Annotated in this window: 14 protein-coding genes; all 14 read left to right on the top strand. The window is 61.4% G+C overall.

All coding sequences use genetic code 11. The features are described 5' to 3' along the window. Nucleotides 1–48: 48 nt before the first annotated feature. The 14 genes from VH564_RS19515 to VH564_RS19450 all read left to right on the top strand — a co-directional run bounded on the left by VH564_RS19515 (nucleotide 49) and on the right by VH564_RS19450 (nucleotide 12,753). The gene (locus tag VH564_RS19515; RefSeq protein ID WP_423341524.1) at nucleotides 49–933 is read left to right on the top strand and encodes a VOC family protein; all 885 of its coding nucleotides are present in this window, start codon (nucleotides 49–51) and stop codon (nucleotides 931–933) included. Further along, a complete protein-coding gene (gene kdsA, locus VH564_RS19510) occupies nucleotides 930–1,775 on the top strand; it encodes a 3-deoxy-8-phosphooctulonate synthase (RefSeq protein ID WP_423341523.1) in 846 nt (281 codons plus the stop codon). The genes VH564_RS19515 and kdsA overlap by 4 nt, the downstream gene beginning before the upstream one ends. 151 nt (nucleotides 1,776–1,926) lie before the next feature. Further along, nucleotides 1,927–3,201 (top strand): phosphopyruvate hydratase, encoded by a 1,275-nt coding sequence (gene eno, locus VH564_RS19505; protein ID WP_423341522.1) that lies wholly within the window; start codon nucleotides 1,927–1,929, stop codon nucleotides 3,199–3,201. Between the two features lie 387 nt (nucleotides 3,202–3,588). Continuing rightward, nucleotides 3,589–3,900 carry an FtsB family cell division protein gene (locus VH564_RS19500; protein ID WP_423341521.1) on the top strand — a complete coding sequence of 104 codons (312 nt, stop codon included), beginning with the start codon at nucleotides 3,589–3,591 and terminating at the stop codon, nucleotides 3,898–3,900. Between the two features lie 156 nt (nucleotides 3,901–4,056). Next, a complete protein-coding gene (pdhA, locus tag VH564_RS19495; RefSeq protein WP_423341520.1) occupies nucleotides 4,057–5,097 on the top strand; it encodes a pyruvate dehydrogenase (acetyl-transferring) E1 component subunit alpha in 1,041 nt (346 codons plus the stop codon). Nucleotides 5,098–5,113: 16 nt separating this feature from the next. After that, nucleotides 5,114–6,547, top strand: a complete 1,434-nt coding sequence (locus VH564_RS19490; RefSeq protein WP_423341519.1) for a pyruvate dehydrogenase complex E1 component subunit beta — start codon at nucleotides 5,114–5,116, stop codon at nucleotides 6,545–6,547. Nucleotides 6,548–6,562: 15 nt separating this feature from the next. Further along, nucleotides 6,563–7,921, top strand: a complete 1,359-nt coding sequence (locus VH564_RS19485; RefSeq protein ID WP_423341518.1) for a pyruvate dehydrogenase complex dihydrolipoamide acetyltransferase — start codon at nucleotides 6,563–6,565, stop codon at nucleotides 7,919–7,921. A 119-nt stretch (nucleotides 7,922–8,040) separates the two neighbouring features. Further along, nucleotides 8,041–8,274, top strand: a complete 234-nt coding sequence (locus VH564_RS19480; protein ID WP_423341517.1) for a hypothetical protein — start codon at nucleotides 8,041–8,043, stop codon at nucleotides 8,272–8,274. A gap of 55 nt (nucleotides 8,275–8,329) precedes the next feature. After that, a complete protein-coding gene (locus VH564_RS19475; protein WP_423341609.1) occupies nucleotides 8,330–8,968 on the top strand; it encodes an SGNH/GDSL hydrolase family protein in 639 nt (212 codons plus the stop codon). A 60-nt stretch (nucleotides 8,969–9,028) separates the two neighbouring features. Further along, nucleotides 9,029–10,477, top strand: a complete 1,449-nt coding sequence (gene lpdA / locus VH564_RS19470; RefSeq protein WP_423341516.1) for a dihydrolipoyl dehydrogenase — start codon at nucleotides 9,029–9,031, stop codon at nucleotides 10,475–10,477. A 52-nt stretch (nucleotides 10,478–10,529) separates the two neighbouring features. Beyond that, the gene (locus VH564_RS19465; protein ID WP_423341515.1) at nucleotides 10,530–10,790 is read left to right on the top strand and encodes a GlsB/YeaQ/YmgE family stress response membrane protein; all 261 of its coding nucleotides are present in this window, start codon (nucleotides 10,530–10,532) and stop codon (nucleotides 10,788–10,790) included. 10 nt (nucleotides 10,791–10,800) lie between these two features. Further along, a complete protein-coding gene (locus VH564_RS19460; protein ID WP_423341514.1) occupies nucleotides 10,801–11,046 on the top strand; it encodes a GlsB/YeaQ/YmgE family stress response membrane protein in 246 nt (81 codons plus the stop codon). A gap of 31 nt (nucleotides 11,047–11,077) precedes the next feature. After that, the gene (lipA, locus tag VH564_RS19455) at nucleotides 11,078–12,049 is read left to right on the top strand and encodes a lipoyl synthase (RefSeq protein ID WP_423341513.1); all 972 of its coding nucleotides are present in this window, start codon (nucleotides 11,078–11,080) and stop codon (nucleotides 12,047–12,049) included. Between the two features lie 110 nt (nucleotides 12,050–12,159). After that, nucleotides 12,160–12,753: an AAA family ATPase gene (locus tag VH564_RS19450; RefSeq protein ID WP_423341512.1), complete on the top strand. Its 594-nt coding sequence runs from the start codon at nucleotides 12,160–12,162 to the stop codon at nucleotides 12,751–12,753. Nucleotides 12,754–12,758 lie beyond the last annotated feature (5 nt).

Raw genomic sequence — 12,758 nt, 5'->3', positions numbered from 1 at the left:
ATCATCGGGCAGTCGGCTGCGAAGTCTTGCCGCCAGGGGGACATGCCTATGACAGCTGCCTATCCGATCGATCATCTGGTGCTACCGACCTGCGACCTCGCATCGGTGCGGGAGCGTCTCGGAAAGCTGGGGTTCACGGTCGCCGCAGAGGCCCGTCACCCCTTCGGCACCGAAAATGCCTGCGTTTTCTTTGCCGACAAGACCTATCTCGAGCCGCTTGCGGTCGCCAGTCTCTCGGAATGCGAAGATACGGCCGTTGATGGCAATGTGTTCACGGCCCGGGACCAGGCTTTCCGCTTCCGGGTTGGAGATGACGGCTTCTCGGCGATGGTATTCGGGACCGAGGATGCAGAGGCCGACGACAACCGCTTTCGGGCAATGGCGCTGTCGGCCGGCCAGATGCTGGAATTCAGCCGGCCGATGCGGATGCCCGATGGGAGCGAATCGGTGGCCGGCTTTCGTCTTGCCTTCGCCGCCGATCTGCGCGCGCCCGACTTCTTCGCCTTTACCTGTCAGCGCATCAATCCCTTGCCGTCTGACCGCGCGGTCCTGGAGCAGCATGCCAACGGGGTCGTCGGCATCTCTCGCGTGGTGCTGTCGGCGCGCGATCCGTCGGCATTTTCGGACTTTGTCAGCGAAGTGGCGCGGGGCGCCGCATTGCCTCCGCATTCCTTCGGCACCACTGTCGAGGCGGCGAACGGGCGGATCGACATCTTGAACGAGGAGGGTATGCAGGCCTTTTACGAGACGGGTACGGGAGGCGCCGACGCGGGCCTTTTCGGACGAGCGATCGTCTTTGCGGTGCTTGATCTTTCCGTGACAGAGGCGCATTTGGCTGCTAACGGCGTGACCTACACGCGCAAGAGCAACACTATCTTGGTGAAGTCGGCTCCCGGGCAGGGGGCATTGTTCGCCTTCGAGGAGACAGCATGAGCCATCCGACAAATTCAGACGTGGTCGCCGGCGAAGGTCCCGGCAAGGTCGTCTTTTCCAACAGCAAGCGCCTGTCGCTGATCGCCGGTCCCTGCCAGATGGAGAGCCGCGACCATGCCTTCACGATGGCCGGTAAGCTCAAGGAGCTGTGTGCTTCGCTCGGCATCGGTCTCGTCTACAAGTCGTCCTTCGACAAGGCCAACCGTACGTCGCTCTCCGCCCAGCGCGGCCTGGGACTGGAGGCGGCGCTCGAGATCTTCGCCGACCTGAAGAAAGAATATGGCTTTCCTGTTCTCACCGACATCCATACGGAAGAGCAGTGCGCCATCGTTGCCAAGACCGTGGATGTCCTGCAGATCCCGGCCTTCCTGTCGCGCCAGACCGATCTTCTTGTTGCCGCCGCCAAGACCGGCAGGATCATCAATGTCAAGAAGGGCCAGTTCCTTGCGCCCTGGGACATGAAGAACGTGCTCGCCAAGCTCAACGACAGCGGCAACCCGAACATCCTGCTCTGCGAACGAGGCGCCTCCTTCGGCTACAACACGCTTGTGTCCGACATGCGCTCGCTGCCGATCATGGCGGCGATGGGCGCCCCTGTGATCTTCGACGCGACTCACTCCGTGCAGCAGCCGGGTGGGCAGGGTGGCTCGTCCGGCGGCCAGCGCGAATTCGTCGAGACCCTTGCACGCGCGGCTGTTGCCGTTGGCGTGGCCGGCGTTTTTGTCGAGACTCATGAAGACCCCGACCACGCACCATCGGATGGCCCGAACATGGTCCATCTCAAGGACATGCCGCGGCTTCTCGAAAAGCTGTTGGCTTTCGACGCCATCGCCAAGGCCTGACATCCTGAGGAGAGCGTTCAACAGGCTGACATGAACCTAGTTTAGTCGGCCTTAACGCTCCCTCATTCGAAGCGCGTGGGTACCATTGTAATTTCCACGCCTTCGATTAAGAGATTTCAATCGATTTATAACCAGCGAGCAGGAACCAGCCATGACCGCAATTACCGACATTATCGCCCGCGAGATTCTCGACAGCCGCGGCAATCCGACCGTTGAAGTCGATGTCTACCTGGAAGATGGCAGCATGGGCCGCGCTGCCGTCCCATCGGGCGCCTCGACCGGTGCTCACGAAGCCGTCGAACTGCGCGACGGTGGCAAGCGCTACCACGGCAAGGGCGTCGAGAAGGCCGTCGAAGCCGTCGACACCGAAATCTTCGAAGCCATCGGCGGCCTCGACGCCGAGAACCAGATCCTGATCGACAACCTGATGATGGAGCTGGACGGCACCCCCAACAAGTCCCGCCTCGGCGCCAACGCCATTCTCGGCGTGTCGCTCGCCGTGGCCAAGGCCGCTGCCCAGAGCGCCGACCTGCCGCTCTACCGCTATGTCGGCGGCGCCTATGCCAGCCTGCTGCCGGTTCCGATGATGAACATCATCAACGGCGGCGCCCATGCCGACAATCCGATCGATTTCCAGGAATTCATGATCATGCCTGTCGGCGCCGAAACCTTCAGCGACGCGGTTCGCATGGGTTCGGAAGTCTTCCACGTTCTGAAGAAGGAACTGTCGGCCCAGGGTCACAACACCAACGTCGGTGACGAAGGCGGTTTCGCACCGGGCCTGAAGAGCGCGCCTGAAGCCCTCGACTTCATCATGAAGTCGATCGAAAAGGCCGGCTACACCCCGGGCGAAGACATCTACCTCGGCCTCGACTGCGCCGCGACGGAATTCTTCAAGGATGGCAAGTACGTTCTCGAAGGCGAAGGCCGCACGCTGGAGCCGGGCGCCATGGCCGAATACCTGGCCGAACTGGCTGCCAAGTACCCGATCCTGTCGATCGAAGACGGCATGTCGGAAGACGACTGGGAAGGCTGGAAGACCCTGACGGAGCTTGCCGGCAAGACCACCCAGCTGGTCGGCGACGATCTGTTCGTCACCAACTCCTCGCGTCTGCGCGACGGCATCAAGATGGGCGTTGCCAACTCGATCCTCGTGAAGGTCAACCAGATCGGCACGCTGACGGAAACCCTCGATGCCGTCGAAACGGCGCACAAGGCCGGCTACACCGCCGTCATGTCGCACCGCTCGGGCGAAACCGAGGACTCGACCATTGCCGATCTCGCTGTTGCCACCAACTGCGGACAGATCAAGACCGGCTCGCTGTCGCGCTCCGACCGTCTGGCCAAGTACAACCAGCTGATCCGCATCGAAGAAATGCTCGGCCCGCAGGCTCGCTACGCCGGCACATCCATCCTGCGCGGCTGATTCATCACCGCACCGCTTGCCACCAACCGCGCCTTCGGGCGCGGTTTTTTGTTGCGGAATGCAGCTTCCGTCATCCCTGTGCTCGTCGCAGGGATCCAGTGCGCCCAGACTTGGGCGCGCCGGACCTTCTTTGTCGCCAGGACACGGTTTCTTACCGCGCAGATGCGCCGCAGCTGGATTCCTTTGACAAGCATAAGAGTGAGGGGAGACATGTCGGGCGCATGTGTCCGGGCCACAGAAAGATGTGGAACAGCCGGTTGAGCTCCTCGGCATCCCCGCTTGGCGTCTCCGTCCGCAGTTTCCTCACGTTCTCCAAACACGGTCAACGGACGGTTAATCTCTACCGTCTAGTGTCTGAGCCAAGGTACAGCGTACGGGCAGGCGACCATGTGGACTAAATATCATAAGAAGAAGCGTCTCGGACATCTGGTCCTCCCGGCAATCACGATCGCCTTCGTTTCCTACTTCGGCTATCACTGCGTGCATGGCGATTACGGGTTGCGGGCGACGGAGGTTCTGGAGAAGCAGCGTCTGGCGCGGGCCAAGGACCTGTCGGAGCTGGTAGCCAAGCGCCAGCACCTTGAAAAAGAGGTCGCCTTGCTTAGCGACGGCTCGCTCGACAAGGACATGCTCGACGAAAAGGCGCGCTATCAGCTTGACTATTCCAAGGACAACGAAATCGTCATCTTCACCAAATAGACGATTAACCGAATTTCGGTTAATCGACGTTTTTATTTATTTTTCAGTGACTTATATTGAATACTAGCCATGCGTTTATGGCATTGCTGCATCTGTTAATCTTCCCTATGTTACGCGGCACCATTGATCGATGCTAATCACACAGGGGAGGGTTGAATGGCGCCGAAAACCGCGTCCGTTTCCAACCGGAAAACGTCCAAGCTGCCACGCAACGAATCAAACGGCGGTCCTATCGCTGATTTCGATCGTGATGAGGAGCTGAAAGCCTATCGCGAAATGCTGTTGATCCGGCGTTTCGAGGAAAAGGCCGGACAGTTGTACGGTATGGGGTTCATCGGCGGATTCTGTCATCTCTATATCGGCCAGGAAGCTGTCGTCGTCGGCATGCAGATGGCGCAGAAGGAAGGTGATCAAGTGATCACCGCCTACCGCGACCACGGCCACATGCTGGCTTGCGGCATGGAAGCCCGCGGCGTGATGGCCGAGCTTACCGGCCGCAGCACCGGCTATTCGCACGGCAAGGGCGGCTCCATGCACATGTTCTCGAAAGAGAAGCATTTCTATGGCGGCCACGGCATTGTCGGCGCGCAGGTCTCGCTCGGCACGGGTCTCGCCTTCGCCAACAAGTACCGCGGCAATGACAACGTTGCCGTCTCCTATTTCGGCGACGGTGCGGCCAACCAGGGCCAGGTCTACGAGAGCTTCAACATGGCAGCCCTCTGGAAGCTGCCGATCATCTATATCGTCGAGAACAACCGCTACGCCATGGGGACGTCCACGGCCCGCGCCACCGCACAGTCCAACTATTCGCTGCGCGGCGTTGGCTTCGGCATTCCCGGTATCCAGGTCGATGGCATGGATGTGCGCGCCGTCAAGGCTGCCGCCGATGAGGCGCTCGAGCATTGCCGTTCCGGCAAGGGCCCGATCATCCTGGAAATGCTGACCTATCGTTATCGCGGTCACTCCATGTCCGACCCGGCGAAGTATCGCTCCAAGGACGAAGTGCAGAAGATGCGCTCGGAACATGACCCGATCGAACAGGTTCGGCTGCGTCTCGTCGAAAAGGGCTGGGCTTCCGAAGACGATCTGAAGGCGATCGACAAGGATGTTCGCGATATCGTCGCCGACAGCGCTGATTTCGCCCAATCCACGCCGGAGCCGGATGCATCCGAGCTCTACACAGACATTCTGCTCTGATCGGGGAGGGAACCCAATGCCTATCGATATCCTGATGCCCGCCCTCTCTCCGACGATGGAAGAAGGCACACTGTCCAAATGGCTGAAGAAGGAAGGCGACAAGGTCGTCTCCGGCGACGTCATTGCCGAAATCGAAACCGACAAGGCGACGATGGAAGTCGAAGCCGTTGACGAAGGCACGATCGGCAAGCTCCTGGTCGCCGAAGGCACCCAGGGCGTGAAGGTCAACGCCAAGATCGCCATCCTGCTTGCCGAAGGTGAGAGCGCCGATGCGATGAACGCCGGTGCCGAGACGCAGCAGGCTGCAGCACCCAAGGCCGATGCTGATACTCCGGCTGCAGCCAGCAACGATGCCGGCGGCAAGGCCCGCCAGTCTGCCGACGAGCCGACCGCCCGTGCCGACAGCAAGGTCCCGGCCCAGCCGAAGGCCCACGTCGCTGCCGATCCCGACATCCCGGCCGGGACCGAAATGGTCTCGACCACGGTGCGCGACGCGCTTCGCGACGCCATGGCCGAAGAAATGCGCGCTGACGAAAATGTTTTCGTCATGGGCGAGGAAGTGGCGGAATACCAGGGCGCCTACAAGGTGACCCAGGGTCTGCTGCAGGAATTCGGCCCGCGCCGCGTCGTCGACACCCCGATCACCGAGCACGGCTTTGCCGGCGTCGGCGTCGGTGCCGCCATGTCGGGCCTGAAGCCGATCGTCGAATTCATGACCTTCAACTTCGCCATGCAGGCCATCGACCAGATCATCAACTCTGCCGCCAAGACGCTCTACATGTCCGGCGGCCAGATGGGTGCGCCGATCGTCTTCCGCGGCCCGAACGGCGCTGCAGCCCGCGTTGGCGCCCAGCACAGCCAGGACTACTCGGCCTGGTACAGCCAGATCCCAGGCCTCAAGGTCGTCATGCCCTACACGGCAGCCGACGCCAAGGGACTGCTGAAGGCCGCCATCCGCGATCCGAACCCGGTCGTCTTCCTCGAGAACGAAATCCTCTACGGCCAGCATTTCGACGTGCCGAAGATGGACAATTTCGTGCTGCCGATCGGCAAGGCGCGTATCCACCGCACCGGCAAGGACGTGACGGTCGTCTCCTTCGGCATCGGCATGACCTATGCGGTCAAGGCGGTTGCCGAACTCGAGCAGCTCGGTATCGACGTCGAACTGATCGATCTGCGCACGCTGCGCCCGATGGATCTGCCGACCGTCATCGAATCGGTGAAGAAGACCGGTCGCCTGGTCACCGTCGAGGAAGGCTATCCGCAGAACTCGGTCGGCACGGAAATCGCCACCCGCGTCATGCAGCAGGCCTTCGATTATCTCGATGCGCCGATCCTGACGATCGCCGGCAAGGACGTTCCGATGCCCTACGCTGCAAACCTCGAAAAGCTCGCGCTTCCGAACGTCGGCGAAGTGGTCGATGCGGTGAAAGCCGTCTGCTACAAATAAGGGGAAGGTCTCTCGATGCCTATTAACATCACCATGCCTGCCCTGTCGCCGACCATGGAGGAGGGTACTCTCTCCAAGTGGCTGGTCAAGGAAGGCGATCAGGTAAAGTCCGGCGACGTGCTGGCCGAGATCGAAACCGACAAGGCCACCATGGAAGTCGAGGCGATCGACGAAGGCACCGTTGCCAAGCTCGTCGTTGCCGCCGGCACCCAGGGCGTAAAGGTCAACGCGTTGATTGCCGTGCTTGCCGCCGATGGCGAGGATGTCGGTGCTGCTGCCAGCGGTGCCGGATCCGCTGCTCCAGCTGCAGAACCGGCAGCGAAGCCGGAAGCAGCGCCCGCTGCCAAGGCCGAGGAACAGGTTAAGGCGGATGCGCCGGCCGTGGCTCCCGCAGCACCTGCCGCACCAAAAGCAACGCCGGTCGCTGCTAGCGGTAACAGGACCTTCTCTTCGCCGCTCGCCCGTCGCCTCGCCAAGGAAGCGGGCATCGATCTGTCGGCCGTCTCGGGCTCCGGTCCGTATGGTCGTGTCGTCAAGAGCGACATCGAAGCCGCTGTCGCCGGTGGCGGTGCCAAGACGGCATCCGCGCCTGCTGCAACGCCGGCTTCTGCACCGGCTGCCAGCGCCCCCAAGGGTGCGTCGGACGAAGCCGTCATGAAGCTGTTCGAAGCTGGCTCCTACGATCTCGTGCCGCATGACAACATGCGCAAGATCATCGCCAAGCGCCTGGTCGAATCCAAGCAGACCATTCCGCATTTCTACGTGACGGTGGATTGCAATCTCGACGCCCTGATGGCGTTGCGCGCGCAGCTCAACGATGCCGCACCGCGCAAGGACAGCGCGCCGGCCTACAAGCTGTCGGTCAACGACATGATCATCAAGGCCATGGCGCTTGCCTTGCGCGATGTGCCTGATGCCAACGTGTCGTGGACAGAGAATGCCATGGTCAAGCACAAGCACGTGGATGTCGGCGTCGCCGTTTCCATCCCGGGCGGCCTGATCACGCCGATCATCCGCAAGGCTGAGCTTAAGACCCTGTCTGTCATCTCCAACGAGATGAAGGACCTCGGCAAGCGTGCCAAGGATCGCAAGCTGAAGCCGGAAGAGTTCCAGGGCGGCACCACCTCGGTGTCGAACATGGGCATGATGGGCGTCAAGGAATTTGCCGCCGTCATCAACCCGCCGCACTCGACCATCCTGGCCGTTGGCGCCGGCGAGCAGCGCGTCATCGTAAAGAACGGCGAGATGGCGATTGCGACCGTGATGAGCGTCACGCTGTCGACCGATCACCGTAGCGTCGACGGCGCGCTTGGGGCACAGCTGCTGGGCGCGTTCAAGGGCTACATCGAGAACCCGATGGGCATGCTCGTCTAAGGAAAACCGGCCGCAACACTGTTGCGGCCGTCTGCCGACCGCGTCGAAGGCAGGCCGTGACATTTGGCGGACGCATCTCCATATTTGTTCCAGGCGTAAGGGTGCCCGGGAGATAGGCTATGGCAGATGATCCGAAAGATGTGATTATGCCTATGCTGCGCGAGATGCGCGCTGAAATGCGGGAGCAGTTTCAGGACGTAAAAGAGCGGCTGGACAAGCTGGAAAGCAGACAAAAGACCGTCCGGCAGGCTCTGACGGCGGATACGATGATGTCGCGGTTGGTCGCCGGCGATTTCGAGGATCGGATATTCGAGCTCGAACGCAAGATCGACATGCTGATGAAGGGCAAGTGAAAATGGGTTTCGCCTGGCTCGGACTGACATTGGGGAATGAAGCTCGATGAGCGCCATGAAAACTGTTCTCTGCTACGGCGATTCCCTGACCTGGGGCTATGACGCCGAAACCCTCGGCCGCCATCAATTCGAGAACCGCTGGCCGAGCGTTCTGCAAGAGTCCCTCGGCGGCAAGGTCCGCGTTATCGCGGAAGGCCTGAATGGCCGCACAACCGCCTTCGACGACAATCTCGCCGATTGCGATCGCAACGGTACCCGCGTGCTGCCGACGCTGCTGGAAACCCATGCGCCGATCGATCTCGTTGTCATTCTGCTGGGCACCAACGACATGAAGCCGGTGGTCGCGGGTTCGGCCTTTGCGGCCTGCCAGGGCATCGAACGGCTGATCGCTCTGATCCGGCATCACGATTGGTCCTTCGATTACGACGCACCGGAAATCCTGATCGTCGCGCCGCCGATCCTCTGCGAAACGGCCAATGCGCCGTTTGCGGCCATGTTTGCCGGCGGCATCGAGGAATCGGCAAAGCTGGCAACGCTCTATCGCGATCTAGCGGACGAGACGGGCTGCGGCTTCTTCGACGGAGCCTCGGTTGCCGTCACCACACCGCTCGACGGTGTTCATCTCGACGTTGAAAACACCCGGGCGCTCGGCCGCGGCCTTGAGCCGATGGTGCGGATGATGCTCGGACTTTGATTGATATCTCGGCTGGCCATGGGGATACCTGCGGCCGCCCACGACAAAACAGGAACTAAGATGGCAGAGAACTACGACGTCATTATCATCGGCTCTGGTCCCGGCGGCTACGTGGCAGCAGTGCGCGCGGCCCAGCTCGGCCTGAAGACGGCGATCGTCGAGCGCGAGCATCTCGGCGGCATCTGCCTGAACTGGGGCTGCATCCCGACCAAGGCGCTGCTGCGCTCGGCCGAGGTGATGGACCACGCCAATCACTTCAAGGACTATGGCCTCGTGCTGGAAGGCACCGTCAAGCCTGACGTCACGGCTGTTGTCGCCCGTTCGCGCGGCGTTTCCGCGCGGCTGACCGGCGGCGTCGCCTTCCTGATGAAGAAGAACAAGATCGACGTGATCTGGGGCGAGGCGAAGATCACCAAGCCCGGCGAGATCGTCGTTACCAAGTCGAAGAAGCCGGCCGTGCAGCCGCAGAACCCTCTGCCGAAGAACATCAAGAGCGAAGACGGCACCTATAACGCCAAGCACATCATCGTCGCGACCGGCGCCCGTCCGCGTGCGCTGCCCGGCATAGAGCCCGATGGCAAGCTGATCTGGACCTATTTCGAGGCGATGAAGCCTGACTTCCTGCCGAAGACTCTGCTCGTCATGGGCTCCGGCGCCATCGGCATCGAATTTGCCAGCTTCTATCGCTCCATGGGCGTCGACGTGACCGTTGTTGAAGTCATGTCGTCGATCATGCCGGTGGAGGATGTCGAAATCTCCGGCATCGCCAAGAAGCAGCTCGAGAAGCGCGGCCTGAAGTTCATTCTCGACGCCAAGGTCACCAAGGTCGACAAGTCGGCCGACAGCATCACAGCCACCATCGAGACCAAGGATGGCAAGAGCCAGCAGATCACCGCCGACCGGATGATCTCGGCCGTCGGCGTCGTCGGCAACATCGAAAATCTCGGCCTCGAGGCTCTCGGCGTGAAGACGGACCGTGGCTGCGTCGTCATCGACGGCTACGGCAAGACCAACGTTCCCGGCCTCTACGCCATCGGCGACGTCGCCGGTCCGCCGATGCTCGCCCACAAGGCCGAGCACGAAGGCGTCGTCTGCGTCGAGAAGATCGCCGGCCTGCCCAATGTGCATGCCACCGACAAGAGCAAGGTTCCGGGCTGCACCTACTGCAACCCGCAGGTCGCTTCCGTCGGTCTCACCGAAGCCAAGGCCAAGGAACTCGGCCGCGACATCCGCGTCGGCCGCTTCCCCTTTGCAGCCAACGGCAAGGCCATCGCGCTCGGCGAAGACCAGGGCCTCTGCAAGGTGATCTTCGACAACAAGACCGGTGAGCTCCTCGGTGCCCACATGGTCGGCGCCGAAGTCACCGAACTGATCCAGGGCTTCGTCATCGCCATGAACCTGGAGACGACGGAAGAAGAGCTGATGCACACGATCTTCCCGCATCCGACCGTGTCGGAAACGATGAAGGAAGCATCCCTCGATGCCTACGGCCGCGCGCTGAACGCTTGATAATCGCCGCACGCGCCCTCTATTCGGGGGCGTCAATACACAGGAGATTATCATGGAAATTCTATCGCAGCCTTGGGTCATATTCCTGCTGATCGGCCTCGTTGCCGGCTTTCTGGCCAGCCTCGTGGTCGGCGGCGGCGGTCTTCTCAGCTGCCTGCTGAGCGGCGTCATCGGCGCTTTTGTCGGCGGCTTTCTGTTTCACGCGCTGGGCATTTCGCTCGGCATCCAAAATCTGCTGGTCGTGCAGATCATTCATGCAACCGTCGGCGCCATCATTGTGGTGTTGCTGGCGCGAGCGATAGCCTGGGGATAAGGACAGGGTCATGGGCGTAGGTTGGATTGGCGCAATCATCATCGGCGGACTTGCCGGCTGGCTCGCTGGCAAGCTGATGGAAGCGCGTTATGGCATCCTGTTGAATATCGTTCTCGGCATCGTCGGCTCGGTGGTTGCGAACGCCATCCTCGGCCAGTTCCATGTGGCGGTCGCAGACACGCGCATGGGCTTCTTCATCACCGGTTTCATCGGTGCCTGCATCCTGATATTCTTCGCCCGGCTCGTCCAGCGATAGGTTTGCCGCCTGAGGCAGCAGAAAGAACGTTATGGTCACGATTCTCGACACCATCAATCCATCGGCCTTGCGCATCCGCCATCCGGAGAAGGCCCACAAGCCCGATACCGAGGTGCTGCGCAAGCCGGAGTGGATCCGCGTCAAGGCGCCGACCTCGAAGGGCTATGCCGAGACGCGCGCCATCGTCAAGGAACACAAGCTGGTCACGGTCTGCGAAGAGGCCGGCTGCCCCAACATCGGCGAGTGCTGGGACAAGAAGCACGCGACCTTCATGATCATGGGCGAGATCTGCACCCGCGCCTGCGCCTTCTGCAACGTCTCGACGGGCAAGCCGAACGCGCTCGACATGGCCGAACCGGAAAACGTCGCCAAGGCCGTCAAGGAAATGGGCCTCAGCCACGTCGTCATCACCTCGGTCGACCGAGACGACCTCGCCGATGGCGGCGCCGAGCATTTCGAGAAGGTCATCTGGGCGATCCGCGCCGCATCGCCCTTCACCACCATCGAAATCCTCACCCCCGACTTCCTGAAGAGGCCCGGCGCGCTGGAGCGGGTCGTTGCCGCCAAACCCGATGTCTTTAACCACAACATGGAAACGGTACCCGGCAACTACCTGACCGTCCGCCCCGGCGCCCGCTATTTCCACTCCATCCGCCTGCTGCAGCGGGTCAAGGAACTCGATCCGACGATGTTCACCAAGTCCGGCATCATGGTCGGCCTCGGCGAGGAGCGTAATGAGGTGCTGCAGCTGATGGACGACCTGCGCACCGCCGACGTCGACTTCCTGACCATCGGCCAGTATCTGCAGCCAACCCGCAAGCACCATGCGGTCATGAGCTTCGTCACCCCTGACGAGTTCAAGTCCTACGAGACGGTCGCTTACACCAAGGGCTTCCTGATGGTCGCTTCCAGCCCGCTCACCCGCTCGTCCCACCATGCCGGCGACGATTTCGCGCGGCTGCGGGCGGCGCGCGAGCGAAAGGTGCTGATGGCTGCTGAGTAGGGCGGGCAATAAGGTGGGCCCGGCCGTCATTTGGTGATGCCGTGGGCCCGCGCTTAATTCCAGGTCCTGACCTCAGAACGCGGCTGTGCGGAAAAAGAGGGAGGCGGACAATGCGGGAAGCGTCGAATCCTCAAGGCCCCAACTACGTGACGGACATCACGGATGCCGCAAACAGGATAAAAGCCGCCGATCGGATCCTCGTGATCGGATGCTCCGGAGGCGGCAAGTCGACCTTTTCCCAGATCGTTGCGGCACATTTCGACCTTCAGTATATTTCGGTTGATCGCGACATTCTCTGGCTTCCCGGCTGGGTTCAGCGCGACAAAGAGGAGCAGCGGACGCTTACGGCCGCAATGACATCTGCCGAGCGCTGGGTGATGGATGGGACAAGCCCATCGACATTCGATATCCGCCTACCACGTACGGATATCGTCGTCTGGGTTCGGATGTCGCGCCGTGTATGCCTGCTGGGTGTGACCACACGCTGGCTACGCTGGTTGGGAAGGACGCGCCCGGAGATGGCGCCAGGTTGCCCAGAGAAACTGGACTGGGAGTTCCTGCGCTTCATCTGGACATTCGAGAATCGCTTTTCGCCGCGTATCGTCGCCGCCCTTGTTGAAGACGGCCCAAATGTGCCGGTTTTTCAACTGAAATCACGGCGACAGATGGGCGTGCTTCTTGATCTTATCGGCGCGCCCGCTTAATTGCG

Source organism: Rhizobium sp. HT1-10, assembly GCF_049472505.1.
GTDB lineage: Bacteria > Pseudomonadota > Alphaproteobacteria > Rhizobiales > Rhizobiaceae > Rhizobium.
The sequence above is the reverse complement of the archived record's forward strand: the minus strand, read 5'-3'. Positions and strand labels throughout refer to the sequence as shown.